At 69.9% G+C, this 23,310-nt stretch carries 26 protein-coding genes and 1 pseudogene; 7 read left to right on the top strand and 20 right to left on the bottom strand.

Annotated elements, in window-relative coordinates; all coding sequences use genetic code 11:
* Positions 1 to 56: 56 nt before the first annotated feature.
* The 4 genes and pseudogenes from C693_RS0114965 to folE form a co-directional block, all read right to left on the bottom strand.
* Positions 57 to 563 carry a DUF1993 domain-containing protein gene (locus tag C693_RS0114965; RefSeq protein ID WP_017463086.1) on the bottom strand — a complete coding sequence of 169 codons (507 nt, stop codon included), beginning with the start codon at positions 561 to 563 and terminating at the stop codon, positions 57 to 59.
* Positions 560 to 1,898 (bottom strand): annotated as a pseudogene (locus tag C693_RS21910) (TCR/Tet family MFS transporter). Before C693_RS21910 ends, C693_RS0114965 begins: the two are co-directional and overlap by 4 nt.
* Positions 1,899 to 1,967: 69 nt before the next feature.
* Positions 1,968 to 2,321: an EF-hand domain-containing protein gene (locus tag C693_RS0114955; RefSeq protein WP_017463084.1), complete on the bottom strand. Its 354-nt coding sequence runs from the start codon at positions 2,319 to 2,321 to the stop codon at positions 1,968 to 1,970.
* A 2-nt stretch (positions 2,322 to 2,323) separates the two neighbouring features.
* Entirely contained in the window at positions 2,324 to 2,923 is a 600-nt protein-coding gene (gene folE / locus C693_RS0114950; RefSeq protein ID WP_017463083.1) for a GTP cyclohydrolase I FolE, read from the bottom strand.
* Positions 2,924 to 3,109: 186 nt separating this feature from the next.
* Between folE and C693_RS0114945 the strand changes: the two genes are divergently transcribed.
* A complete protein-coding gene (locus tag C693_RS0114945; RefSeq protein WP_017463082.1) occupies positions 3,110 to 3,955 on the top strand; it encodes a hypothetical protein in 846 nt (281 codons plus the stop codon).
* Here the strand turns inward: C693_RS0114945 and C693_RS21905 are convergent.
* Both C693_RS21905 and rmuC read right to left on the bottom strand, forming a co-directional pair.
* Positions 3,952 to 4,542 (bottom strand): FUSC family protein, encoded by a 591-nt coding sequence (locus C693_RS21905; protein WP_017463081.1) that lies wholly within the window; start codon positions 4,540 to 4,542, stop codon positions 3,952 to 3,954. The two genes, C693_RS0114945 and C693_RS21905, sit on opposite strands and share 4 nt — an antisense overlap.
* Entirely contained in the window at positions 4,539 to 5,969 is a 1,431-nt protein-coding gene (rmuC, locus tag C693_RS0114935) for a DNA recombination protein RmuC (RefSeq protein WP_017463080.1), read from the bottom strand. Before rmuC ends, C693_RS21905 begins: the two co-directional genes overlap by 4 nt.
* A gap of 169 nt (positions 5,970 to 6,138) precedes the next feature.
* On the opposite strand from rmuC, the gene C693_RS0114930 reads away from it, so the two are divergent.
* Complete coding sequence (locus tag C693_RS0114930) at positions 6,139 to 7,983, top strand: aspartyl protease family protein (protein WP_198506884.1); 1,845 nt, start codon at positions 6,139 to 6,141, stop codon at positions 7,981 to 7,983.
* Positions 7,984 to 8,014: 31 nt separating this feature from the next.
* Here C693_RS0114930 and C693_RS0114925 read toward each other — a convergent pair whose 3' ends face one another.
* From C693_RS0114925 to C693_RS0114905, 5 genes are all read right to left on the bottom strand, one after another.
* A complete protein-coding gene (locus C693_RS0114925) occupies positions 8,015 to 9,187 on the bottom strand; it encodes a class I SAM-dependent rRNA methyltransferase (RefSeq protein ID WP_017463078.1) in 1,173 nt (390 codons plus the stop codon).
* 38 nt (positions 9,188 to 9,225) lie between these two features.
* Positions 9,226 to 9,561 carry a VOC family protein gene (locus C693_RS0114920; RefSeq protein WP_017463077.1) on the bottom strand — a complete coding sequence of 112 codons (336 nt, stop codon included), beginning with the start codon at positions 9,559 to 9,561 and terminating at the stop codon, positions 9,226 to 9,228.
* A 38-nt stretch (positions 9,562 to 9,599) separates the two neighbouring features.
* A complete protein-coding gene (locus C693_RS0114915) occupies positions 9,600 to 10,037 on the bottom strand; it encodes a hypothetical protein (RefSeq protein WP_017463076.1) in 438 nt (145 codons plus the stop codon).
* Between the two features lie 128 nt (positions 10,038 to 10,165).
* Positions 10,166 to 11,113, bottom strand: a complete 948-nt coding sequence (locus C693_RS0114910; RefSeq protein ID WP_017463075.1) for a serine/threonine protein kinase — start codon at positions 11,111 to 11,113, stop codon at positions 10,166 to 10,168.
* A gap of 13 nt (positions 11,114 to 11,126) precedes the next feature.
* Entirely contained in the window at positions 11,127 to 11,570 is a 444-nt protein-coding gene (locus tag C693_RS0114905) for a hotdog fold thioesterase (protein ID WP_017463074.1), read from the bottom strand.
* 64 nt (positions 11,571 to 11,634) lie between these two features.
* Here C693_RS0114905 and C693_RS0114900 point away from each other — a divergent pair, with 64 nt between their 5' ends.
* Both C693_RS0114900 and C693_RS23790 read left to right on the top strand, forming a co-directional pair.
* On the top strand, positions 11,635 to 12,687 hold the full coding sequence (locus C693_RS0114900; protein ID WP_017463073.1) for a 2Fe-2S iron-sulfur cluster-binding protein: 1,053 nt from the start codon (positions 11,635 to 11,637) through the stop codon (positions 12,685 to 12,687).
* A gap of 155 nt (positions 12,688 to 12,842) precedes the next feature.
* Complete coding sequence (locus C693_RS23790; RefSeq protein WP_157798640.1) at positions 12,843 to 13,487, top strand: hypothetical protein; 645 nt, start codon at positions 12,843 to 12,845, stop codon at positions 13,485 to 13,487.
* 173 nt (positions 13,488 to 13,660) lie between these two features.
* Here the strand turns inward: C693_RS23790 and C693_RS21900 are convergent, their stop codons facing one another.
* From C693_RS21900 to C693_RS0114865, 6 genes are all read right to left on the bottom strand, one after another.
* Positions 13,661 to 14,203 carry a DUF1579 family protein gene (locus C693_RS21900; protein WP_017463071.1) on the bottom strand — a complete coding sequence of 181 codons (543 nt, stop codon included), beginning with the start codon at positions 14,201 to 14,203 and terminating at the stop codon, positions 13,661 to 13,663.
* Positions 14,204 to 14,320: 117 nt separating this feature from the next.
* The gene (locus C693_RS0114885) at positions 14,321 to 15,160 is read right to left on the bottom strand and encodes an alpha/beta hydrolase (RefSeq protein ID WP_017463070.1); all 840 of its coding nucleotides are present in this window, start codon (positions 15,158 to 15,160) and stop codon (positions 14,321 to 14,323) included.
* Between the two features lie 102 nt (positions 15,161 to 15,262).
* Positions 15,263 to 15,685 (bottom strand): hypothetical protein, encoded by a 423-nt coding sequence (locus C693_RS0114880; RefSeq protein WP_017463069.1) that lies wholly within the window; start codon positions 15,683 to 15,685, stop codon positions 15,263 to 15,265.
* A 201-nt stretch (positions 15,686 to 15,886) separates the two neighbouring features.
* Positions 15,887 to 16,327 carry a rhodanese-like domain-containing protein gene (locus tag C693_RS0114875; protein ID WP_017463068.1) on the bottom strand — a complete coding sequence of 147 codons (441 nt, stop codon included), beginning with the start codon at positions 16,325 to 16,327 and terminating at the stop codon, positions 15,887 to 15,889.
* A gap of 91 nt (positions 16,328 to 16,418) precedes the next feature.
* Positions 16,419 to 16,835, bottom strand: coding sequence for a hypothetical protein (locus C693_RS0114870; RefSeq protein ID WP_017463067.1), 417 nt, complete (start codon positions 16,833 to 16,835; stop codon positions 16,419 to 16,421).
* Positions 16,836 to 16,909: 74 nt separating this feature from the next.
* On the bottom strand, positions 16,910 to 17,404 hold the full coding sequence (locus C693_RS0114865; RefSeq protein ID WP_017463066.1) for a YiiD C-terminal domain-containing protein: 495 nt from the start codon (positions 17,402 to 17,404) through the stop codon (positions 16,910 to 16,912).
* 136 nt (positions 17,405 to 17,540) lie between these two features.
* On the opposite strand from C693_RS0114865, the gene C693_RS0114860 reads away from it, so the two are divergent.
* Genes C693_RS0114860 through C693_RS0114850 form a run of 3 tightly spaced genes read left to right on the top strand, consistent with a single transcriptional unit; the run spans position 17,541 to position 20,707 of the window.
* Positions 17,541 to 18,308, top strand: a complete 768-nt coding sequence (locus C693_RS0114860) for a uroporphyrinogen-III synthase (RefSeq protein WP_017463065.1) — start codon at positions 17,541 to 17,543, stop codon at positions 18,306 to 18,308.
* Between the two features lie 36 nt (positions 18,309 to 18,344).
* Positions 18,345 to 19,457: a uroporphyrinogen-III C-methyltransferase gene (locus C693_RS0114855; RefSeq protein WP_017463064.1), complete on the top strand. Its 1,113-nt coding sequence runs from the start codon at positions 18,345 to 18,347 to the stop codon at positions 19,455 to 19,457.
* Positions 19,454 to 20,707: a heme biosynthesis HemY N-terminal domain-containing protein gene (locus C693_RS0114850; protein WP_017463063.1), complete on the top strand. Its 1,254-nt coding sequence runs from the start codon at positions 19,454 to 19,456 to the stop codon at positions 20,705 to 20,707. Before C693_RS0114855 ends, C693_RS0114850 begins: the two co-directional genes overlap by 4 nt.
* 25 nt (positions 20,708 to 20,732) lie before the next feature.
* Here C693_RS0114850 and C693_RS0114845 read toward each other — a convergent pair whose 3' ends face one another.
* The 3 genes from C693_RS0114845 to C693_RS0114835 all read right to left on the bottom strand — a co-directional run.
* The gene (locus tag C693_RS0114845; RefSeq protein WP_017463062.1) at positions 20,733 to 21,953 is read right to left on the bottom strand and encodes a J domain-containing protein; all 1,221 of its coding nucleotides are present in this window, start codon (positions 21,951 to 21,953) and stop codon (positions 20,733 to 20,735) included.
* Between the two features lie 93 nt (positions 21,954 to 22,046).
* The gene (locus C693_RS0114840; RefSeq protein ID WP_017463061.1) at positions 22,047 to 22,385 is read right to left on the bottom strand and encodes a hypothetical protein; all 339 of its coding nucleotides are present in this window, start codon (positions 22,383 to 22,385) and stop codon (positions 22,047 to 22,049) included.
* Between the two features lie 88 nt (positions 22,386 to 22,473).
* A partial coding sequence (locus C693_RS0114835; RefSeq protein ID WP_198506882.1) for a 3'-5' exonuclease occupies positions 22,474 to 23,310 on the bottom strand: 837 nt, incomplete at its 5' end.

The raw sequence follows: 23,310 nt of genomic DNA, 5'->3' as shown, positions 1-23,310 counted from the left end.
CCGGTTACTGCTGGAGGGCTGCCGTCCGGCTTGAGGCGCCGGACGGCCGTCGGTCGTCAGTGGCGGCCGATGAAGTCCTGCTTGCCGATCTCGGTGCCGGCCTCGCGCAGGATGTTGTACGCGGTCGTGCAATGGAAGAACACGTTGGGCAGCACGAATTCAAGCAGATAGGCCTGGCCGTCGTAGTGCAGTTCGCCGCTGCGCATCTTCAGGTGGATCGCACGCGTCTCGCTGCCGTCGATCTGCTCCGCGCCGAACCCCTTGACGTAGGCGACAGCGCGGGCGATGCGGTCGTAGACCTGTTCGAACGTGGTCTCGTTGTCCTCGAACGAGGCCGGCTCCACCCCGGCAAGGCGGGCCGCGCCGCGGCAGGCCATATCGCAGGCGATCTGCACCTGCTTGACCAGCGGCAGCATGTCCGGAATGAGCCGCGTCTGCAGCAGCACGGCATCGTCCACGCCCTTGGCCTGGGCGTGGGCGTGGCCCTTCTTGAGCACGGCGGTGAGGTTGTCCAGCGCGCGCACGAAAACGGGAACCGAGGCCTGGTACATCGAAAGCGTCATGGGTGGTGCTCCGTGGGTTCGGGGGAGGGGGATTCAGGTGCCGATACCGCCAGCGCCGAGGCATGCGCGGCATGGGCCGGATCGGCGGCGAGCGGTGGCACGATGGCTGTCGCCAGTCCGCGGGTGGCGCGCATCGCCGTGAGCAATGCCACCGCCAGCAGTGCAGCGGCCAGCAGGAAAGCGGCGCCGGGTACGTGCATGGGATTGCCCGGCGCTATCGACCAGGCGAACACCTGGGCGAACAGATACGGGCCGAAGATGCCGGCGAAGCTGCCCAGCGAGGTGTTGGCACCCTGCAGCCGGCCCTGCTCGGTCGCTTCGACCTGACGGGTCATGATCGACTGCAGCGGCGGATTGGACAGCCCCCACAACGCCATCAGCGGGATGCCCAGCAGGAACACCCCGCCGGTACTGGCCAGTCCCATCAGCACGAACGAGGCGATGCCGCACAGCATGCCGAACAGCAGCACCGGTCGTTCGCCGAAGCGCGGCGTAAGCCGCCGGGTCAGCAGTGCCTGCACCAGACCGTCGCAGGCACCGACCAGCATCAGCACCAGGCCGACTGCCTGCGGGCCCCAGTGGTAACGGTAATCGCCGTACAGCACGAAGGTGATCTGCAGTGCGTAGTGGGGAGAGAAACACCAGGAAGCTCGCGGCGCCCAGGCCAAGCAGGGTCGGCGTGCGGCGCAGCAGTTTCAGCGCCCCGATCGGGTGCGCGCTGTGCATCTCGAAGCGCGGCGCGCGGCGATCCTTCGGCAGCGACTCGGGCAGCACGAACAGGCCGTAGAGGAAATTGCACAGCGCCAGCGTCCCGGCCACGTAGAACGGCAGCCGCAGGTGCATCGCTCCGAGCCAGCCGCCGAGACCGGGGCCGAGCACGAAGCCCACGCCGAACGCGGCGCCGAGCAGGCCGTAGTCACCGGCGCGCGTCTCCTTCGGCGTGATGTCGGCGATGTAGGCGTTGGCGGTGCTGAAGCTGGCCGCGGTCATGCCCATCACGGTGCGGCCGACGAACAGCAGCCACAGCGTCGGCGCCATCGCCATCACGAAGAAATCGATCGCCAGCCCGAAGTTGGAGATCAGGATCACCGGCCGCCGGCCGAAGCGGTCCGACAGCGCGCCCTGGATCGGCGAGAAGATGAACTGGGTGATCGCGAACACCGTGCTGAGCACGCCGACCCACCAGGCGGCGCGGGCGGTGCCGCCGCCGATCAGCTGCTCCACCAGGTGCGGCAGCACCGGGATGATGATGCCGAAAGCCAGCATGTCCAGCAGCACCGTCACGAAGATGAAGGCGAGCGCAGCGCGACGCGGGGAGGCGGAAGCGGTATCCAAGGCGTCCGGGGAGGCAGGGTCAAAGCGCGCACGATAGCCCAGCGCCGGGTGCGCGGGCAGTGCCGGGGTTCAGGGTCCGGGCGGAGCGGTCAGTTCGCGGGCGTCGAGAAAGCCGTCGCCGTCGCGGTCCAGTCGGCGGAACTGCCGCCGCAGATCCGCCTCGTGCCGTGCCAGGGTCACCGCGCGGCCGCGGCCACCGGGCAGCTCCGAAGGTTCGAGCGTGCCATCGTGGTTCGCGTCCATGGAAATGAAGCCGCGGTCCAGATAGCCGACGTATTCGGCCTCGCTGACCCGGCCGTCGCCGTTGCGGTCGAACATCGCCAGGTAGGCGCTGCGCGAGGACTGCGCCCGTGCGCCGGCCGCGGCCAGCACGGCCATGGCGATGGCGATGGCGATGGCGAGATACCTGGCGTGCTGGCGCATCCTCAGCAGGTGCGCTGGATGCCGAGGAACTGCAGGATCTCGGCACGCGTGCGCGGATCCTCGCGGAACACCCCGAGCATCTGGCTGGTGACCATCGACACGCCGCGCTTGTGCACGCCGCGGGTGGTCATGCACTCGTGGCTGGCCTCGATCACCACCGCCACGCCGCGTGGCTGCAGTGTCTCGTTGATGCACTGGGCGATCTGCGCGGTCATCTTTTCCTGCACCTGGAAGCGGCGTGCGTAGCCGTCGACCACGCGGGCCAGCTTGCTGATGCCCACCACGCGGTCGGTCGGCAGGTAGCCGACGTGCGCGCGGCCGATGATCGGCGCCATGTGGTGCTCGCAGTGGCTCTCGAACTCGATGTCGCGCAGCACCACCATTTCGTCGTAGCCCTCGACTTCCTCGAAGGTGCGCTTGAGGTACTCGGCGGGGTCTTCCACGTAGCCGGAGAACCAGTCGCCGTACGCCTTCACCACGCGCTTGGGCGTGTCCAGCAGGCCCTCGCGCGACGGGTCGTCGCCGGCCCAGCGCAGCAGGGTGCGCACGGCTTCCTCGGCCTGCTCGCGGGTGACGTCGTTGCGCGTGGGATGGTCGCTCATGCGTGTTCCTGGGTCAGATCAAGCGGGAGAGTTTAGCGGGATGCCTTCGAACCGGGGTCGGCCGGGGCCGAATGAGGGGCGGGCTGGAGGCATACGTGGGGCGTTGCTGGTCGGATGCGAAACGACGCGTTGTCGCTACCGTCGGGCGAGCCTAGACTTGCGGCTCATCCACGAAAGGAGTCGATGATGAAGCGTACTGCTCTGATCCTGCTTGGTTCCCTGGTGGCGTGCGGTGTCGCGCATGCCGATGCCCGTGCCGTGCGCAGGACCGCCGAGGCCAGCATGCTGGTGACCGGCCATGTTCAGGTGAAGCCGGATGGCACGATGCAGGGCTACACCATCGATCACTGGCAGGCCTTGCCGGCACCGGTGCAGGCCTTGATCGGCAAACTGCTGCCGCACTGGACGTTTCAGCCCACCGGTTCGGACAGTCAGGTGGTCGATTCGTCGATGAGCCTGCGGGTACTGGCGCGCCCTCAGGATGACGGAAGCTACAAGCTGACCATCGCGGGCAGCTCGTTCGGTGGTCCGCCCAATTCCGGCGAGGCGGTTGCGCTGCTCACGCGCAGGGCACCCATCTATCCGCGCGGCGCCGCCAAAGCAGGTGTCTCGGGCACCGTCTATCTTCTGGTGCAGGTGGGACGGGATGGCCACGTGCTCGATGCCATCGCCGAACAGGTGAATCTCGACCAGTACGGCACCGAACTGCAGATGCGCTATTTCCGCCGACTGCTGGCGGATGCATCGCTGGATGCCGCCCATGCGTGGACATTCCGCATACCTACCGTCGGGCCCCGGGCCGGCGCGCCGTTCTGGGTCGCGCGCATACCTGTGCACTTCAACCTGGGTGGCGAGGGTGGCCCCGGCAAGGATCTGGCGTACGGTCACTGGCAGCGCTACATCCCCGGCCCGCGTGAGCAGGCGCCGTGGGCTGGCAAGCGCCTGGCCGGGGGTGCGCCCGATGCAGTGCCGAACGGCAGCACGCAGACCCTGGGTGCCGGTCTGCGCCTCAAGTCGCCGATGGGCAGCTAGCGGTGGTCGCCCGGTAGGCCGGTTGGCCCTAGCAGTCGCCGCTCGATCGGCGCGGACAGCCGGGTGACCAGCAGCGCCGCGACGGCGCCCAGCACCACCTCGCCGAGCCGGAACAGCGCGAACTGCAGGAAGGTGCCCTCGTGCGGCACCAGCATCACGATGGTGACGGTGACGCCGGCCACGCGTCCGGCGGCACCGAGGTCGAGTATCCAGCACAGGGTCAGGCCGACCACCAGCGCGAGCGCGTAGGCGGGAAACTGGTTGTGCACCAGCGCCGCGGCGGCGATGCCGACCACACCGCCGATGATCGCCCCGATGAACTGGTCGCGCGAGGAATGGCTCACTTCCGCATAGCTGGCCTGGGTCACCGAGATCGCGGTGATCGCCGCCCAGAAGCCCTGCGTGAGCCCCACCGCCAGCGCGCCGTAGTAGCCGAGCGCGGCGGCGGCGACGGCGCGCAACGCATAGGCCAGCCCGGTCAGCAGCCGGTCGCGCCGCGACAGCGCGCGGCGCAGCTGCGCCACCTCCTCGCCCACCTGCTCGACGCGCCGGAGCAGCTCGGCCAGCGGGCGCGGGGTCTCGCTCATGCGTCGTTGTCTGCTTCGCTCTCGCCGTTGCCGAGCAGGCCCGGGGCATCCTCGCCCGGCAGCGATTCCACGTCGCGCAGCTTGCGTTCGATCGCGCGCGTGCGCACGCCGGTCTGGTCGATCTGCTTGCTGGCCTGGTCGAGCTTGTTCTTCACGTTGTCCAGCACGTCGCCGAACTTGCCGAACTCGGTCTTGGCCGCGCCGAGGATGCGCCACACCTCCGACGAGCGCTTCTCGATCGCCACCGTGCGGAAGCCCACCTGCAGGCTGGTCAGCAGCGCCAGCAGGGTGGTCGGGCCGGCCAGGGTGATGCGGTGCTCGCGCTGCATCGCCTCGAACAGGCCGGGCCGGCGCAGCACCTCGGCGTACAGGCCCTCGGTGGGCAGGAACAGCACGGCGAACTCGGTGCTGTGCGGCGGCGCCACGTACTTGGTGCGGATCCGCTTGGCCTCCTCGCGCACGCGGCGCTCCAGCGCGTCGCCCGCAGCGCGGGCGGCGTCGGCGTCGGCGCGCTCCTGTGCGTCGAGCAGCCGCTCGTAGTCCTCGCGCGGGAACTTGGCGTCGATCGGCAGCCACACCGGCGCTTCCGGACTGGAGCCGGGAAACTTCACCGCGAACTCGACCCGCTCGGCGCTGCCCGGCACGGTGGCCACGTTGGCGGCGTACTGGTCCGGCGTGAACACTTGCTCGAGCAGGCCGGCCAGCTGCACCTCACCGAACACGCCGCGCGATTTCACGTTGGTCAGCACGCGCTGCAGGCCGCCGACGTCGGCGGCGAGCTTGGTCATGTCGCCCAGACCCTGGTGCACCTGCGCCAGCATCTTGGTGACGTTGCCGAAGCTCTCGGTCAGTCGCGTCTCCAGCGTGGCATGCAGTTTCTCGTCGACGGTGGCGCGCATCTTCTCCAGCTGCTGCGCGTTGTCCTGCTGCAGCGCCTTGAGCTGGGCGTCGAGGGTGCCGCGCACCTCGACCATGCGACGCTCGTTGCCCTCGGCCACCGCAGCCAGCCGCGCCTGCATCTGCTCGCCGAACTGGCCGAGGGTCTGGCGCTGATCCTCGCGGGACTTGCGGGCGTCCTCGGCCAGTCCGTTGCGCAGGGCGTCCAGGCCGCGCTCGGTGCGGTCGGTCAGTGTGGCCAGCCGCTGGCCGAATGCATCGATGCGCTCCAGCTGCTGCAGCGACGCGGCGCCGAGCTGCTCGCCCACGTGTCCGCGGAAGCGGTCGAAGCCTTGCTGCAGCTCCTCGCGACCGGCGCGCTGCTCCTCGCGCAGCACGCGTTGCAGGCGCTCGTTGTCGTCCTTCAGCGCGTCCAGCCGCGCGGCGAGGTCGGTGTCGCCCCGTCCGCGCAGGAGCAGCACCAGTTGCAGCACCAGCCCGGCCAGTGCGACCAGCAGCAGGGCGACGAGGAGGATCCGTTCGGGAGACATCGGCGATTCCATGGAGCACGAGACGCGAAGTCTACGCGCTGCCGTCTCGGATCCGGAGACGGCCGGTCGGCATGTGCCGTTGGTCGCTGTGTCTTTGGGCCGATGCGGCCATCGCATGCCGGCAGCGATGCTGCGCGTCCCGCCCGAACGGGTGAATCGGAGCCATGGCGTGTCGCGAAGCTGGTCGAACTGGGCGCTGGTCGCCATCTGCACGGTGGCGATGCCGCTGCATGCCACCGATACCGCGGCGGTGCTGGCCCGCGCCAGGGCGGCCAGCGGCGGCGACCGCTGGAACACGGTGGGGGGCATCGAGATGCGGGGCCGGCTCGTGGCCAGTGGCCTGGCCGGCGACGTGACCGAGTGGCAGGACCCGCGCACCGGGCGCTGGGCCAGCCGCGGCCGGCTCGGCCAGCTGCAGCTGGCCGAGGGCTACGACGGCAGCAGCGCGTGGCAGCGCGACCCGGGCGGTGAAGTGAGTCTTGCCACCAGCGCCAGTGAGCAGGCCCGTGCCCGCACGGAAGCCTGGCTGGTTGCGCGCGGCTACTGGTTCCCCACGCGCTGGCCGGCGCAGCTCGACGCCGCCGAATCGCGCAGCGAGGACGGCCATCGCTACGAGGTGATCCACGCCACCCCACGCGACGGCGTGGCGGTGGAGCTGTGGTTCGATCGGGCCAGCGGCCTGCTGGTGCGCACGCGCATGAAGCAGGGGCTGGACATGCGCACCACCCGTTACGCCGACTGGCGTACGGTGGACGGCTTGCGGCTGCCGTTCCGCCGCGTGGAAGATCGCGGCGACCCGCGCACGGTGCAGCGGCTGACCTTGCGCGAAGTGGCGATTCATCGCCCGGTGCGAGACGCGCTCTATGCCACGCCGTCGATGGACGACAGCGTGCGCATCGACAACGCCCGCGGTGTCGCCACGGTGCCGCTGCAGGTGATCAACAACCACCTGTTCGTCGACGCCCGCATCAACGGCCAGCCGGTACACCTGCTGGTGGACACCGGTGGCTTCAACCTGCTCACGCCCGCCGCCGCGCGCCGACTGGGTCTGGCGACCGAGGGGCGGATGCGCGGTCGCGGCGCCGGCCAGAAGCAGACCGACGTCGCGCTGGCGCGTGCCGACACGCTGCGGCTGGGCGACGCGCTGATGGAAAAGCCGGTGCTCTACGTGATCGACCTGGGTCAGCTCGACCAGGTCGAGGGCACGCGGGTCGATGGCCTGGTCGGCTACGAACTGTTCCGCCGGTTCGGTGTGACCATCGATTACGCCGCGCGCACGTTGACGCTGGTCCGGCCGGACCGTTTCAAGCCGCCGGCGGGGTCGGCGATGCTGCCGTTCACCCTGGAAGAGCGCATCCCGCTGGTCCACGGCACGCTCGACGGCGTGCCGATGCGGGTCAGCATCGACACCGGCTCGCGCTCCACGGTGACCCTGCATGCGCCGTTCGCGCGCCGCCACGACCTGGTCGCGCGCTACCACGCGGCGGCCGAGGCGGTGGTGGGGTGGGGCATCGGCGGGGCCTCCTATGGGCGCCCGGCGCGGCTGGGTCGGCTTGACCTGGGCGGCATCCCGCTCGACGGCCTGGTCGGCGACATCTACGTGCGCGACAGCGGCGCCTTCGCCGATCCGGACATCGACGCCAATGTGGGTGGTGGGCTGCTGCGCCGCTTCACCGTGGCGTTCGACTACGCACACAGCCGCATGTACCTCAAACCCAATGCGGACGCCCGTCGCCCCGACGACTATGACCGCTGCGGCTGCTGGCTGCTTGCCGACGGGGACCGGCTGGACGTGATGGCGGTCACCGGGGCCGCGGCAGCTGCCGGGCTGGCCGTGGGCGACCGGATCACCGCGATCGGTGGCGAGCCGGTCGGCCGACGCAGCCTGGACGCCTGGCGCCAGCGGTTGCGCCAGTTGCCAGCGGGCACGCGGCTGCGGATGGACTACCTGCGCGGCGGGCGCGCGGCAGAGCTCGACCTGGTGCTGACCGACCGGGTGCCGCCACCGCGTTGAACGACGCGCCGCCGCGAGTGCGCGGCGGTGCTCACAGCACCTTGCAGAACACCGCCTTCAGGTAGCGGCTTTCCGGCACGTCGGCGCGCACCGGGTGATCCGGGCCGGCGCCGCGCACGTCGAGGATCTGGATCTCGCGGCCGGCGTTGAGCGACACCCGGCGCAGCATCTCCAGGAAATCCGCCTCGCCGACCAGGCCGGTGCACGAGCAGGTGAGCAGCAGGCCGCCGGACGGGATCACGTCCAGCACCATGCGGTTCATCGCGAAGTATTTCTTCAGCGCGTCCATCACCCGGTTGCGGTCGCGGGTGAGCTTGGCCGGGTCGAGGATCACCGCGTCGTAGCTCTCGCCGCGGGCCACCGCCGCGCGCACCCAGTCGAAGATGTCCGCCTGCTCGAAGGCGATGTCCAAGTGGTTTGCCGCGGCGTTGGCGCGGGCGATCTCCAGGATGCCGGCGTCCATGTCCACGCCGATCGCCGACTGCGCGCCGGCCGCCATCGCGTGCACGGCGAAACCGCCGGCGTTGCAGCACAGGTCGAGCACGCGGCGGCCCTTCGCCAGTTCGGCGAAGCGGCGGCGATTGTCGCGCTGGTCGGCGAAGAAGCCGGTCTTGTGGCCCAGCCCCGGCGCGGCGTGGAAGGCCAGGCCGTGCTCGTGCACCTGCACCGGCTGCGGCGGCTCGGGGCTGCGGCAGTCGAAGGATTCCTGCTTCTGCACGTGGTTCTCGGCGAACCAGTACAGCCGCGCGCCCGGGAAGTGCGCCAGCAGGGCAGCGTGGATCGCCTCGCGGAACTTCCACATGCCGGCGGCGAAATACTCCACCACCAGGATGTCGGCATAGCGGTCGACGATCAGGCCGGAGAGGCCGTCGCCCTCGCTGTGCACCACCCGCCAGGCATCGCTGGCGCCATCGAGCTGCAGCCAGTCGCGGCGCAGCTGCACCGCCTCGCCGATGCGGCGGGCGATCCAGTCGGCGTCGATGGACTCGTCGGGCTGGTTGGTGAGCAGGCGCAGCGCGATGCGCGCGTGACCGTTCCAGAACCCGCGGCCGACGAAGCGGCCCTTGGCGTCCACCACCTCCACCACGCTGCCCGGCGGCAGCCTGCCCTCCGGCTTGTGCACCTGCGCCGACCACACCCACGGGTGGCCGGGCGTGCGGTCGGACTTGAGCTGGATGACGGGGAGCGTGGCGGGTGTATTCATCGCCGCATTCTACCGGCAGGGCCCACCGGCCGGCTGGATCAGTCGGCCTGCATCACCGCCAGTTCGTTGCCATGCGGGTCGCGGAACTGGAAGCGGCGGCCGCCGGGGAAACCGAAAATCGGCCGCACCACGGTGCCGCCGGCCGCGGTGACGGCGGCCAGCGCGGCCTCGAGATCGTCCACCTGGATCACCGGCAGCGGCGCGGCCGGTGCCTCGCTGGCGTCGCCCTGCAGGCCGACGTCGACGTCGCCGGTGGTGGTTGCCGCGTAGGTTGGGCCGAAGTCGGCGAGCGCCCAGCCGAAGGCCTGGGTGTAGAAGGCCTTGGACGCTGCGATGTCGGCGGCGGGCAGCTCGATGTAGCAGGGTCGTGCCATGAAACCTCTCCTTGGTGGTTGACGATCGTTCCGGAAGATCAGCGCAGCTTGAGCACCAGCCAGGACAGCAGCGCCAGCAGGTTGAGGCCGATCCGTGACACGCCGGGGCCAGCCACCGCCAGCACGAAGCCGTGCGAGCCGATGTGGTAGTCCAGCCCCAGCCGCATGCCGTCGTGGATCACCGCGAACACGTTGACGAAGCCACCCGCATGCAGTGCGTAGCTGAACACCGGGGTGGCGATCAGCGGCAGCTGCAGCAGCTGCGCCACGCGCGACAGCGACACGCCGCGCTCGCTGCCTTCCAGCAGCAGCACGCCGGCAACGAGGATGAAGCCGAACAGCGCCAGGCCGATCACCGCCATCAGCGTTTCGTAGGTGGAGCCCAGCGGCAGCAGCCGGCGGATCATCGCCACCACGCCGAGGAAGCCGCCGGCTACTTCGATGATGCCGATCAGGCGGAACAGGAACGAACGCATGCAGTGCTCCAGAACAAGTGGGAAATCGTTTCTGTAGGAGCGACCTCGGTCGCGATGCTCTTGCGGTTGCTGAGACAACAAGCGCCAACAGCATCGCGCCCGAGGGCGCTCCTACCCGAGGCAGCGAATCATTCCAGATCGTCGGCCAGTTCGTGCAGGTCGGTGACGTGCTGCTCCCACCAGCGCGGCTCGGCGACGAACGGGAACGCCAGCGGGAACGCCGGATCGTGCCAGCGCTGGGCGATCCAGCCAGCGTGGTGCACCTGGCGCATCGCGCGCAGCGCCGGCACCAGCGCCAGCTCGGCCGGGTCGAAGTCGCGCATCGTGGCGTAACCCTCGAGCAGGGCCTCCATCGCCGCCTCGTCGTTGGCCAGCATCCACAGGTCCTGCACCGCCGGGCCGGTGCGCGCGTCGTCGAGGTCGACGAAGTGCGGGCCGGCGTCGGTCCACAGCACGTTGCCGGGGTGGCAGTCGCCGTGCAGGCGCAGTGTGCGTACCGGGCCGACCGCATCGAGGCGGTCGGCCACGGCCCGGTCGAGCCGCCCGGTGGCGGCGCGGTAGGCGCCTTCCAGCGACGGCGGCAGCAGCGGCGAGGCCAGCACGGCGGCGACCGGCGCGGCGATCATCGTGGCGCGGTCCAGCCGGCCGCGATGCGCGAACGGCGTGCGCGCCCCCACCGCGTGGATGCGGGCGATCAGGCGGCCCAGCCACTCCAGCTGGTCGCGCGATTCCAGCGACGGCGCGCGCCCACCGTGGCGCGGCGCCAGCGCATAGCGGTAGCCGCCGTGCAGCAGCAGGCTGCGGCCGTCGAAGCGCAGCGGTGCGACCACCGGGATCTCCGCGTCCATCAGCTCCTGCGCGAAGGCATGTTCCTCCTCGATCGCCGCGTCGCTCCAGCGGCCGGGTCGGTAAAACTTGGCGATCACCGGCGCGGCATCCTCGATGCCGACCTGCCACACGCGGTTCTCGTAGCTGTTCAGCGCCAGCAGGCGGCCGTCCGGCCACAGTCCGCAGGCGGCGACGGCATCCAGCACCAGGTCGGGGGTGAGTTGTGCGTAGGGCGCTTCGTTCGGCATCGGGGCGGGCGGCTCAGCCCTTGTTGCCGATCACGCGGGCTGGCACCACCGCCATGGTCAGGCGCGAGATGCACACCAGCGAGCCGTCCTCGTTCTCGATGCGGATCTCCCACACCTGGGTGGTGCGGCCGATGTGCAGTGGCCGCGCGGTGCCGGTGACGGTGCCGCTGCGCACGCCGCGCACGTGGTTGGCGTTGATGTCCAGGCCCACGGTGAGTTCCTGCGTCGGGTCCAGCGTGAGCATCGCCGCGGTGGAACCCAGCGTCTCGGCCAGCGCCACCGAGGCGCCGCCGTGCAGCAGGCCGTAGGGCTGGTGGGTGCGCGCATCCACCGGCATCGTGCCGCGCAGGAAATCCTCGCCGCGCTCGGTGATGCGGATGCCCAGCGCCTCCATCAGCGTGTGCTTCGACCAGTCGTTGATGGTGTCGACGCTGATGTCCTGCTTCCAGATACCCATGCTTGAACCCCGTATGACGAACCCGCATTGTCGGCTGACACCCGTCGCGGCGACAATCTCGCAAGTGTTCACCATCACCCTCCAGGCCACCGGCCACCGCTTCGCGGCGCAGTCGGGGGAAACCGTGCTCGAAGCGGCGCAGCGCGCCGGCATCGCGCTGCCGTATTCCTGCCGCTCGGGCGTGTGCGGCAGCTGCAAGGCGATTCTGCTGGGGGGCCAGGTGGACTATCCGCGCCATCCGCCGCTGGCGCTGGACGCCGGCGAGCGCGCGCACCGCGCCGTGCTGCTGTGCCAGGCGGTAGCCACCAGCGACCTGCTGATCGCCGCGCGCGAGGTCACCTCGGTGGAGGACATCGCCCGCCGCGCGCTCGACGTGCGCATCGTCGACAAGCGCCGGCTTGCGCCGGAGGTGATCGGCCTGCGGCTGGAACCGGCTCCCGGCGAGCGCCCGCTGCGCCACCTGGCCGGGCAGTACCTCGACGTGCTGCTGGAGGAGGGCAAGCGTCGCCCGTTCTCCATCGCCAACATGCCCGCACCCGACGGCAGCCTGGAGCTGCACGTGCGCCATGTCGCCGGCGGCGGCTTCACCTCGTGGGTCAGCGACCGGGCGCAGGTGGGCGACACGCTGCGCATCGAGGGCCCGCTGGGCACCTTCGTGCCGCGCGAGGATTCCGAGCGGCCGATGATCTTCATGGCCGGCGGCACCGGCTTCGCGCCGGTCAAGGCGGTGGTGGAGCACTTCCTCGCGCTCGGCACCCGCCGCGCCATCAGCGTCTACTGGGGCGCGCGCCAGAGCGGCGATCTGTACCTGCGCGAGCTCGCCGAGCAGTGGCAGCGCGACGCGCACGACCTGGTCTTCATCCCGGTGCTGTCCGAAGCCGGCGACGCCAGCGCACGCACGGGTCTGGTGCACGAAGCCGTGCTCGCCGACCATCCGGACCTCTCCGCCCACGACCTCTACATGAGCGGCCCGCCCGCCATGATCGACAGCGCCCGCCACCGCTTCGTCGACGCCGGCCTGCCGGAAGACCGGCTCTACTACGACTCGTTCGAGTACGCGCCGGACGTGCTGGCGCAGATCCTGGCGGGACGGGCGGGAATCCGGGCGAAGGGGTGAGGGGGGCTACATTGGATCCAGTCGTCCAATCGCCACTTTGCTTGATTAAATGAACCTAATCCTGTTCGGACGCTTGGCCCTTTTCGGCTAGGGCAAGTTCTGCATGGCAGTCGCATCAAGTCATACTTGACTCACGATGAAACTAAGGGCCCAGCATGAATAAGATCGTCGCCAAGACTGTCCGTAGTCTTGAAAAGAATCCGGCGGCTTATTTCAGCTTCGCGCTTGGGGTTCTTGTCGGTGCAGCGATGCATCTTCCACTCCTCCCGCCGCTCGAAGATAGTGCTGCGAATATTTTGGGGGCTGCTGGTGGAGCAGTTTTGACCATAGCTGGAGCCGCTTACCTTGCTAACAGACAAGCGACAGCGTCCAGACAAGATTCTGCTCGCCTTATCGAGATATCCCTGCGAGAAATCGAGAGCCACCTCGAAGGGGCGCTCCGGCATGCAAAGAGTGTCGATGGCACGTTGCCAGCGGACGCCGACCAAATGGATTGGAGGATCGAAGGGCTTAAGAGCTCGCTGAGCGGAATCGTTGAGGTCATCGATCGAGTCGGTCAGCGGATGATGGCTTTCACCGGCCATGGTGATCCTCGCGTTGCCATCACTGCAATCGATGCTCGGGAAGCTCTTAGAAGACAGGTTGTGATGTTGAAGGAAGCGATTTTCCGGGTTGTCGTATCAGACCCTGCGAGGTTTCGCAAAGCATGCGAAAGCGGTCAGGCGCATAACTTGTTGTACGGCTGCCTGAGCCCGATTTCGGACGACATCGACTTGCTTCTTTCCTACCTCGATGACTAGCGCTTAGCTCAAGCAAACCGAGTGACCTGCCTTGTTGCGCTTTGCGTAACCAGCGGCGCGATCAACTTATGCAACGGATCCGCGCGTGGCCAGTAGCCAGCCTTCTCCTTCAAGGGCTTCCTCATTCAGTGGCTAAAAGGGGGCGGAGGTAATTAAGCCTCCGTCCGCGCGTTTCAGTGCGGCTTTCCGGACGGACCGGCTGGCTTCGCTGGTTCCCGCCGGATGTCATAACGCGCGAAATGCTGCCAGCTGCCATCCGCCTTCGATGCCTCGATCACCAGGGTCCAGGTCTTCGAGCCGGGGTGGAAGGCGAGCGTGTCCCGGAACGGCCCGCTGGGGTAGGCGAAGGTGAAGCGGAGGGTGTTGCCGTCGATGCTCCCGCTGCCGTGCGGGATGGAATAGGCGGCGCCGAAGCTGTCTATCCAGTGGACGATGAGGCGGTCAGCTTTCGGGTCGTAGCCGATGAGTACGCGCGCCTCGTATTGCGATGGCCGCTGCACGTCGTTCATGTGCATTTCGGTGAAGGCCCCTTGCAGGGTCGGGCCCGCGGTCATCCGGTAGGTGACCGGTTTGCCCATCACGTCACCGGACATGATCCAGTGGCCGTCCAGTTCCCTCAGTGCTTGCGGCCTCTTCGGTATCTCCGGGTGGCTCTGCGCGATGGCGACGCTCGACACGAGATAGGTCAGCAAGCCCAGGGCTGCAAATTTGCGCATCGAAACGCTCCCCGCGATCCATGCCTGGTTTGATCGGTCCGGCGTGGCCGGGCACCGAGACGTTGTCCATACGATGATCGGGAAAAAGCCTTTCCGTGTCACCGGTGTGTTCCGGCCTTACTTCGCGCCGGTGTGTGGCGCCAGGAGCATGCAGCGTACGGTCCGGACGATACGGTCCTGCGCCAGCACGTAGGTGTTCGAGTGGCCGCCCCCGGGAACCGTAACCAGCTGCAGGCCCGGTGGTATGCCGCCGGCGCGCAGGGCGGGCAGAGGGGTCACGATGTCCGCTGTTCCCTGGAACACGATCGAGGGCATCCGGCGGGTATCCGACAGGGCTTCGGTCAGCGAAAAGTCGTGCGGGATGATCCGGGAGAGCGGCAGTAATGCGAGTGGTGCCAGATACCAGTGCTCGCGGAGGCGAAGACGGATCGCCGACGATAGCGATGGCGCGGCACTCTCCAGGACGAGTCCGGCAGGATGGGACTGCCCGGCGGCATAGGCGGCGACCATCGAGCCCAGGGAGCGGCCGTAGACCACGACCTGGTGCCCCGGACAGGCTGACCGGGCGGCAACTACTGCCTGCGTCGCCAGCGCGCTTATGTCCGACAGGTGCGTATTACCCGGCGCGCCGTTCTGGCCAGGGTAGGCGACGGCCAGAACGGCGATGCCATGCGTGGTGAGCGCCTCGAACAGCCCTTTCTCATAAGCGGGAAGAAGACCGTGCCGACCGGGGAAAAAGAGCACGCAGCCCACTTCCGCTGTGCCGTAGCGACGCAACAGCATCGCGCTCCCGCCGGGACCGGGGATGCGCAAGAGCGGCGGAGTCGCCGCGTGGCCGGAGGGGGCGATATGAAGGAATACCAGCGGGTCGAGCGCGAACCGCAACGCACAAGCGCCTGCGGCGAAATAGCTTGCCGGGAGCGTTATCGCTGCGAGCAGGAGTGCGCGCAGCTTCACGGCCGGTCCGGTTGGCGGTTCCGGCCTCGCGCGGCTCTGACCGGATATCGTGCGGCCCGGTTGGCCCCTCGCGGGTGCGCCGGGGCGGATGCGGACGGGAGATCAGCCACGCTTGCGGTTGCCGATGGTGAGGTGCAGCGGCCAGCGCGGTTCCCGCGGCAGGCCGAGCAGCTCGCGGTAGGCCAGCGCCGCCTCGCAGGCGACGGGCAGGTAGACGTAGCCGTCCGTCTCGCGTGGATCCTGCGCGTACTCGATCTCCACCGGCTGTCCCTCCCGGTCTTTCCAGTGCTGCAGGTTCGGGGGCTGCTCGCCCTGGACGATCGAGACATGCGGACCCCAGAGCGGCTCGCTGATGGCGGCTTCGGCGGGCGATGCGAGCCGGTAGAGATGGCGCAGGTAGCGACCGACCTCGCGATCGAAACGCACGATCAACCACCCGTCGGTGGTGGTGCCGTCGCGGCGGACGCGGCTGCCGTCGGGTCCCAGTGCGGGCGCGAATGCGTAGGTGCCGGTGACGATGGGCATGCTGGCGGAATGTCCGGGCGAGCGGAAAGACGGTAGCGACGGCACCTGCGGGTCGGCCTCTGCTGCGGCATCACCGCAGGGCGCCAGCGGCAGTGTCAGCCGTACAGCGCCCAAAAAGAAACCCGCTTCGGCCCGGTGGCCTCGGCGGGTCTCCTGTGCCGGCCGATATTGGACCGACGCGGGGTTCGATCGGCCGTCGTGCTACTTCCCCTTCACCACCGGCAACTGCGCCTGCGTCCATGCACCCATGCCGCCGCCGAGGTAGAACACCTTCTGGAAGCCGGCCTTCACCAGGCGCTGGGCGGCGCCCTGGGCGGTCTGGCCGGAGCGGCAGATGACGACCACCGGCAGTTCCTTGGCCTTGGCCAGGTCCTTGCTCTCCGGGTCGAACTGGCTCATCAGCACGTGCTTGGCGCCGGGGATGTGGCCCTTCTCGAAACTGTCGCGCGGGGAGATGTCCACCAGCAGCGGATTTTCGCGGTTCATCAGCAGGGTGAGGCCGGCCGGCGTCAGCTCCTTGAACTTGCGCAGCAGGGTCATCAGCTGGGTGACGATCAGCGCCAGCAGCAGCAGGACGAACAGCGCAGAGAGCGCGAGGTGGTTGCCCAGGAAGGTGGGCAGCTTGTGCAGGAAATCGTTCATCGGGACTCGATTGGCGCGACCGCTCGGGTCGCCTGGGGATGCGGAAAGGATCGCGATTATAGGGGCAAGCGGCGAACCTGCCCCTGCGGCATCACTCCGCGGGAGCGAAATCGGGCAGGGGCGTGGTCAGCCACCAGTGCTTGGCCTGCGGGTCGTACTTCCAGGTCTGGCGGTCGACGAGGGTGCGCTCGACCTGGGTGTGCACGTTGACGATGCCGATGCGCACCACCTGCTTGACCTCGTTCTCGCCGGTGGGAACCGGTCCGGAGCCGTCGTCGTAGTCGCTCACCCGGTACTGGGTGAACCGGGACAGCTCGATCGGGGTGAGCGGGTGCTCTTTGCGGATCGCCGGGTCGACGAACTGCTCGGCGTTGGCCGGGTTGCCCCAGCGGACCGTGCTGGCGTAGGCGTTGAGGGTGGCGGTCAGCGTCTGGTTGCGCTGGTCGGTGGCGCAGCCGGCCACCAGTAGCAGGGCGGCGACGGCGGTGATGCGGGCGATACGGCGCATGGCGCGTTCTCTTCGCAGAATGGGCGTCGGCCATTGTGCCGGATGACGCCGTGCGGGCAAGCCCGCACGACGGCTCAGCAACCTGAGCGGCGCTTGGCGACGAAGCGCGCGGCCAGCGTGGCGGCGGGCTTGCCGTCCTCGCCCGGGACGGCGCAGCTCACCTCGATGCGGGCGCGGCCGCGCGCGGCCAGGGTGGCGAAGAAGGTGGCCCAGTCCGATTCGGGCGCCAGCACGGCGTCGGCGCGGAAATCCGACCACACCGGGGCCAGGTAGCGCACGGTGGACTCGCCGACGAACACATCGCACTCCTCGCCACGCTCGCGCAGCGCCAGTTCCACCAACGCCCATCCGGCCAGCGTCATCAGGCTGACCAGGCTGCCGCCGAAGGCGCAGCCCTTGTCGTTGACATTGGGTGCCAGCGGCACGGCTAGGCTGAGGCGATCCGGGGTGTGGGTGTCCAGATGCAGGTCCATCGCGCGGGCCAGCGGGATCTCGTCGCGGATGAATTGCACCAGCGCCTCGGCGGTGGCGTCGCGGGCGCGGGAGGGCACGGGGGAGGAAGTCGACATCGATATCTCGTGGTGCAGGGAGGACAGCAGCCCGGCGCGCCGGGCGGGGCAGGCCAGTGTAAGTGGCGGCAACGCTAGACTGCGACCCTGCCGCGCATCGTCGCCGACCTCCCCCGAACGCGAGGAACCCATCGCCATGTCCCGATCGCCTGTCCCGTCGCTGCATGGTCGCGTGGTGGTGATCACCCGTCCGGCCGGCACCGGTGCCAGCCTGGCGCGACGGGTGCGTGCGCAGGGCGGCCGGCCGCTGCTGCTGCCGGGCCTGTCGCTGCATGCGATCGACGATGAGGCGACGCGGGCGGCGCTGGTCCGGGCGCTGCGGGCGGCGGCGGTGGTCTTCACCAGTCCGGCCGCGGTGCGCTTTGCGGCGGCACTGGCACCGATCCCGGCCGACTGCGCGGCGATCGGCGTGGGCCAGGGCACTGCACGCGCGCTGCGGCGGGCCGGCGTGACCGACCCGCAATCGCCGGCCCGGCAGGACAGCGAGGGCGTGCTGGTGCTGCCGGCGCTGCAGGCGCTGACCGGCCGGCCCGTGGCGCTGGTCGGCGCGGCCGGCGGACGCGGGCTGCTGCGCGAAACGCTGCTGGCGCGCGGTGCGCGGCTGGACGAGGTGCACGTATACACGCGCGGCGCGCCGCGGCTGGATCGTCGCCACATCGCGGCCGTGCACGCCCTGCCGGCCGACGCCCGGGTGCTGCTGTCCAGCGCCGAGGCGTTGCACAACCTCGCCCGTTCGCTGCCGCCGGAGGCCTGGGCGGTCCTGCAGCGGGCGGTGGCCGTGGTCAGCAGCGAGCGGCTGGCCGAGGCCGCCCGCAAGGCCGGATTTTCCCGCATGGCGCTGGCCCGCTCGGCCGGCGCTACCGACCTGCTGGCGGCCGCCGGCGGGGACTTCACGTTGCCTTGATACGGCCCGGTGGGCCGCCGCTGCTAGCATGCGCGCATGAACAACGATGCCGCTCCGAACGAGACCGCCAAGGTCGTCCCCGCTTCCTCGCGCCCCGTCGCGTCGCGTCCGTCCGAGCCGAAGGGCGGCGGCAGCGCGCTTGCCCTGGCGCTCCTGCTCGCCCTGCTGGCCATCGCCGGCACGGCCTACGTCGGCTGGCAGCAGTGGCAGCGGGCCCGCGGCGATGCCGCTGCCGCCGGTACCGTGGCCCAGCTCGATACCCGCGTCGCCACGCTGGAAACCAGCCTGAAGGCGCTGGATGACGATCGCCGCTCGCTCAGCGCGCGCCTGCGCGACGCCGACGACGTGAACCGCGGCCTGCGCGAGGAGGTGCTCGGCCAGAACGAGCGCCTGCGCAACCTCGAGGACGCGGTGGCCAAGCTGTCGGAAAAGAGCCTGTCCAGCCACGACGCGATGCTGCTGGACGAGACCGAGTCGCTGCTGCGCATGGGCAAGGAGCGCTACGAGCTGTTCCACGACGCCGCGGGCGCCGCCACCGCCTACGGCCTGGCCGACCAGGCGCTGTCCGGCGTGGACGACGCCGCGTTCTATGGCCTGCGCCAGAGCGTGGCCGCCGAACATGAGGCGCTCGATCGTGCCGCCGCCAGCCACGACGGCGCGGCGCTGGCCAGGCTGCAGCAGTTGCGTGGCCAGATCGGTGGCCTGCCGCTGCGTCCGCTGGACGCCCCGGCCTCGTCGTCGAGCAGTGGCACGTGGGCGCGGATCGGGCAGGCGTTGTCCGGCGTGGTGCGGATCGGTCGCGACAACGGCGCGCCGATGGCCGTGGCTGACGCGCGTCTGTCGCGCGAGCTGGTGGCGCTGGACCTGGCCCAGGCCGAGGCCGCACTGCTCGCGCACGACGGCACGGCCTATCGCGCCGCCCTGCAGCGGGCCGACACCAGCCTGGCTGGCCAGTTCGACGCCGCCGATGCGACGGTGAAGGCGGCACGCGACACGTTGGCCGGCCTCATCAAGGACGCCGCGCCCGGCACGCCGGTGGAACTGGGTGAGGCGCTCACCGAGCTGCGCAATCTGCGTGCGGTGCACGCGCTCAAGCCGGCGGCTGGCGCCGCCCCGGCCAAGCCCGCCGCGAACGGAGCACGCCCGTGAAGCTGTGGCGCTGGATTCTCCTGCTGGTGCTGATCGCCGCGTTGGCGGCGTTCGGCTGGCACTGGGTCGCCGAAGACCCCGGCTACGTGCTGGTGCGCATCCGTGGCTGGTATGCCGAAACCACCGTGCTGGCAGCGGTCGTCATCCTGCTGCTGCTGTGGGCCGTACTGGGCGCGCTGTGGCAGCTCGTGCGCTGGCCGCTGGGCGCGTTCACCCGGCGGCATCGCCGGGTCAGTCGGCGCCGGCTGGCCGATGGCCTGGTGGCACTGGCCGAAGGCCGTCACGGCGACGCCGAGCGCGACCTGGCCCGCGCCTCGCGGCTGGATGCGCTGCGCGGCCCGGCGCTGCTCGCCGCCGCCGAAGCCGCCGCCCGCCGCGGCGAGACCACGCGGGCCCGCGAATTCCTTGACCAGGCCGCACAGGATGTCCCGCCGGCCGCGCGCGTGCTGCGCGCCTCGCTGCTGCGCCGTGAGGGCAAGCCGGCCGAGGCGGTCGCCCTGCTGGCGCCGGAAGCCGACAACGGCAAGCTGACCCCGGGCGGCTGGCGCGAGCTCGCGCTTGCTGCACTGGCCGCCGGCGATACCCGTCGTGCCCGCGCCGCGCTGGCTCCGCTACAGAAGAGTTCGGCGCTCGGCACCCGCAGCTACCAGGCGCTGGAGACCCAGGTGCTGGTCGCCAGCGTGGCCGCCGCGCCGGATGCCGCGGCGCTCAACCAGCTGTGGTCGCAGCTGCCGAAGAACCAGCGACGGACGCCGGCGGTGATCGAGGCCTATGCCCGTCGTGCTGCGGCGCTGGGCATGATCCTGCCGGCGATGGACGAACTGGACTCTGCGCTGCGCCGCGAGTGGTCGTCCTCGCTGGTGCAGGTGTGGGGTGCGTTGGGTGACGAGGACCTGGAAGCGCGCCTGCGTCGCGCCGAAGGCTGGCTCGACGCGCATCCCAACGATGCCGGCCTGCTGCTGGCGATGGGCCGGCTGTGCGTGAAGCTCAAGCTGTGGGGCCAGGCGCGCAAGCACCTGGAGCGTTCCATCGCGCTCGTCCCCAGTGCCGGCGCATGGGAAGCGCTGGCCGAGATGTGGACCGGCCAGGGCGACGCGGTGATGGCGCAGCGCTGCTACCGCAACGCACTGGCGCTGACCCGCGGCGACTCGGTGTTGAACGTGCCGACGGCATCGCTGGGTGCGATCGACACCCGCCCGATCGCCATCGAGGACCGCAACGAGCACGGCATGCCGCGTCTGCGCGAGTAGCGCACGCGCTTCGCGAGCGGGTCCGCTACAGCACCACGCCGAGACTGGCCAGCCGGGGATCGGCCATGCGCCAGTGTGGCCAGTAGCCCAACTGCACGCACTGGCGGATGTAGTGTCCGAGTCGACGCTTTTCGTCGTCGGACGCCGGGGGCGTCCAGCCCTGTCCGTGTACGCGGGATTCGACGCGCTGGCAGTCCGGTCCGTCGACCGTTGCCGGTGGTGCGGAGACCAGCAATGACACGGGTCGGGGCACGTCGGCGGTCTGCTCGGCGACCTGGTGAGGGGGCGGACTCCAGATCGACGCTATCTGTGACGAATGACTGCCCACCAGATCGAGCAGCATGCGCAGCGCGAAGAACACGGCGACCCCGAACGCCCATCCGGGGAAGCCTTGGCGAGAGCGTTGCCGAGGCTGTGCGCGACGATAGGCGGCCGGCGAGGCCGGCACGGCACTGGCCCGCTCCTCGGCCAGTCCCCGTTGAAGCTCCGGCAACGCGGCGAATGCCTGCTGCCAGGCCTCCAGCATCGGCCGGCCCGCGCGCAGTGGGATCAGGTTGGGGAACAGGCGCAGCGCCTGCAGGACAAACGGCCATTGCGCTGCCATGTCGGGGTCCGGCGGCGAGCGGTCGCCGCGGATCAGGCGTTCGAACCAGCCGGCGCCCTGGCACGGTGCGGTGGCCTGTTCCCAGTGGCGCTGCTCGTGCATCACCTGCTGCAGCCACTGGCCGCGCGGGCCGAGCTGGGCCAGCCGGGTCACGTCCATCCAGTCGAAGGCCTCGCGTGCCGCGTTGAACACCTCCAGCGGTGCATCCAGCGCGCCGGAGGCGAGAGCATCGATCAGCAAGCACTCGAAGATGGCCGGAAGCTGCAGGTGGCCCCGGCGGACCGCGGCTAGTACGTCGGTCAGCGCCGCGGTCGGCGGGGTGCCGGATGACAAGGCCTGCTGCAGCCTTGCCAGGGCTTGCCGGGCCTGCGTGACGATCGGGTTCTCCAGCGGTGCGGCAGGTGCGCCGGAAGCGGACGCAGCTGTGCCCGTCGGCGGAGGGGAGGGCGCGGCAGGCGCTGCCACCGGCTCCCCTTCAAGCGCGCGCAGCGCCGCCTCGTAGGCCTGGCGCAGGCGCGTGAAGCCCTCGATGTCGTTGGCGGTATCGAGCCGCTTGAGCTGCCTGGCATAGGCCTGCTTGATCGCGCGCTGGTCGGCATCGGCGGGCAGGCCGAGGTGCTGGAGATACCAGGGGACGTCCATGTGCTCGTCTGGCTTGCGAAGGTGATGCGAGGCTAGCGCGACGCCGGGGCGCTCGCCCAGTGGCGGGCGCGGCTCCGGGCTTCGGCGTTGCCCTCAGCGCACCGAGATCGCCCAGGTGATCAGGCCGGCGCTGACCGCGGTGAGGGTGAGCGCGACCAGGAACACCACGTCGGCGGTGCGCTCGACCCGGTGGTTGCGCTTGTGGTGGCGGGTGCGCAGCGCCCAGTAGGCGAGCAGGCAGGCGGCGAGGTAGAGGATCGCATCGCCGGCCAGCAGGTCGTCGACGAACAGGTCGGCCTTACGCAGCGAGATCACCACGCGGATGATGCCGATCACCGTCAGGCACACGCCGACCATGCCCGCCGAGGCGGTGAAGATGTGCACGCACAGGTCGTAGTCCAGCAGGCGGCTGGCGGGATCTTGTCGGCGCATGGGGCGCGCTCCGGTCGTGGGCTCCGGGGAAACCGGAGCCTTGGACCACGTGGACGCGACGAGTTCCTCGGGGCGGATCAGGCCCGCCCTAGAGCGGGGTGAGGTTGGCGTAGGCCGCCACCAGCCACTTGCTGCCGGCGTCGGCGAAGTTCACCTGCAGCCGCGCGTGCGCACCGGCGCCCTCGGCGCTGAGCACCACGCCCTCGCCGAAGGTGGGGTGGCTGACGCGCTGGCCCAGCTTCACCGGCAAGGCTTCTTCCAGCGAGGCGCTGCCACCGTAGCGCGGCGCGCCGCTGTACATCGGGCGACTCACCTGCACGCGCGGGCGCACCTCGTCGACCAGCTCGGCCGGCATCTCGGCGAGGAAGCGCGAGGGTCGTGCCAGCATCTCGGTGCCGTGCATGCGTCGCGATTCGGCATGGGTGAGGAACAGCTTCTGCCGCGCGCGGGTGATGCCGACGTAGGCGAGCCGGCGCTCCTCTTCCAGCCGGCCTTCGTCCTCGACCGAGCGCTGGCTGGGGAACAGGCCTTCCTCCATGCCGACCAGGAATACCACCGGGAATTCCAGGCCCTTGGCCGAGTGCAGGGTCATCAGCTGCACGCAGTCGTCCCAGGCTTCGCCCTGGCCTTCGCCGGCCTCCAGCGCGGCGTGCGAGAGGAACGCGGCCAGCTCGGTGAGGCCGGCGTCGATGTCTTCGGCGGTCGGCTCGAAGCGGCTGGCCACGTTGACCAGCTCGTCCAGGTTCTCGGTGCGCGACTCGGCGTTGCCGCGGCTGTCCTTCTCGTAGAAGTCGCGCAGGCCGGTGTGGCTGATGGCGTGGTCCATCTGCTCGGCCAGGGTGAGGCTTTGTTCATTCCTCTCCCCCAGGCTTGCTTGGGGGAGAGGGTAGGGTGAGGGGGGCTCTTGATCATTGCGAGAGCCTGT

The sequence above is a fragment of the Dyella ginsengisoli LA-4 genome (genome assembly GCF_000334915.1).
Lineage (GTDB): Bacteria > Pseudomonadota > Gammaproteobacteria > Xanthomonadales > Rhodanobacteraceae > Dyella_A > Dyella_A ginsengisoli_A.
Note: the sequence above shows the minus strand (reverse complement) of the source record. Positions and strands in the feature narration are given on the sequence as shown.

What these genes read in the sequence shown, in the direction of transcription:
- C693_RS0114965 (WP_017463086.1), bottom strand. Translation starts at nt 563, where the DNA reads ATGACGCTTTCGATGTACCAGGCCTCGGTTCCCGTTTTCGTGCGCGCG.
- C693_RS0114955 (WP_017463084.1), bottom strand. Translation starts at nt 2,321, where the DNA reads ATGCGCCAGCACGCCAGGTATCTCGCCATCGCCATCGCCATCGCCATG.
- folE (WP_017463083.1), bottom strand. Translation starts at nt 2,923, where the DNA reads ATGAGCGACCATCCCACGCGCAACGACGTCACCCGCGAGCAGGCCGAG.
- C693_RS0114945 (WP_017463082.1), top strand. Translation starts at nt 3,110, where the DNA reads ATGAAGCGTACTGCTCTGATCCTGCTTGGTTCCCTGGTGGCGTGCGGT.
- C693_RS21905 (WP_017463081.1), bottom strand. Translation starts at nt 4,542, where the DNA reads ATGAGCGAGACCCCGCGCCCGCTGGCCGAGCTGCTCCGGCGCGTCGAG.
- rmuC (WP_017463080.1), bottom strand. Translation starts at nt 5,969, where the DNA reads ATGTCTCCCGAACGGATCCTCCTCGTCGCCCTGCTGCTGGTCGCACTG.
- C693_RS0114925 (WP_017463078.1), bottom strand. Translation starts at nt 9,187, where the DNA reads ATGAATACACCCGCCACGCTCCCCGTCATCCAGCTCAAGTCCGACCGC.
- C693_RS0114920 (WP_017463077.1), bottom strand. Translation starts at nt 9,561, where the DNA reads ATGGCACGACCCTGCTACATCGAGCTGCCCGCCGCCGACATCGCAGCG.
- C693_RS0114915 (WP_017463076.1), bottom strand. Translation starts at nt 10,037, where the DNA reads ATGCGTTCGTTCCTGTTCCGCCTGATCGGCATCATCGAAGTAGCCGGC.
- C693_RS0114910 (WP_017463075.1), bottom strand. Translation starts at nt 11,113, where the DNA reads ATGCCGAACGAAGCGCCCTACGCACAACTCACCCCCGACCTGGTGCTG.
- C693_RS0114905 (WP_017463074.1), bottom strand. Translation starts at nt 11,570, where the DNA reads ATGGGTATCTGGAAGCAGGACATCAGCGTCGACACCATCAACGACTGG.
- C693_RS23790 (WP_157798640.1), top strand. Translation starts at nt 12,843, where the DNA reads ATGAATAAGATCGTCGCCAAGACTGTCCGTAGTCTTGAAAAGAATCCG.
- C693_RS21900 (WP_017463071.1), bottom strand. Translation starts at nt 14,203, where the DNA reads ATGCGCAAATTTGCAGCCCTGGGCTTGCTGACCTATCTCGTGTCGAGC.
- C693_RS0114880 (WP_017463069.1), bottom strand. Translation starts at nt 15,685, where the DNA reads ATGCCCATCGTCACCGGCACCTACGCATTCGCGCCCGCACTGGGACCC.
- C693_RS0114875 (WP_017463068.1), bottom strand. Translation starts at nt 16,327, where the DNA reads ATGAACGATTTCCTGCACAAGCTGCCCACCTTCCTGGGCAACCACCTC.
- C693_RS0114870 (WP_017463067.1), bottom strand. Translation starts at nt 16,835, where the DNA reads ATGCGCCGTATCGCCCGCATCACCGCCGTCGCCGCCCTGCTACTGGTG.
- C693_RS0114865 (WP_017463066.1), bottom strand. Translation starts at nt 17,404, where the DNA reads ATGTCGACTTCCTCCCCCGTGCCCTCCCGCGCCCGCGACGCCACCGCC.
- C693_RS0114860 (WP_017463065.1), top strand. Translation starts at nt 17,541, where the DNA reads ATGTCCCGATCGCCTGTCCCGTCGCTGCATGGTCGCGTGGTGGTGATC.
- C693_RS0114855 (WP_017463064.1), top strand. Translation starts at nt 18,345, where the DNA reads ATGAACAACGATGCCGCTCCGAACGAGACCGCCAAGGTCGTCCCCGCT.
- C693_RS0114845 (WP_017463062.1), bottom strand. Translation starts at nt 21,953, where the DNA reads ATGGACGTCCCCTGGTATCTCCAGCACCTCGGCCTGCCCGCCGATGCC.
- C693_RS0114840 (WP_017463061.1), bottom strand. Translation starts at nt 22,385, where the DNA reads ATGCGCCGACAAGATCCCGCCAGCCGCCTGCTGGACTACGACCTGTGC.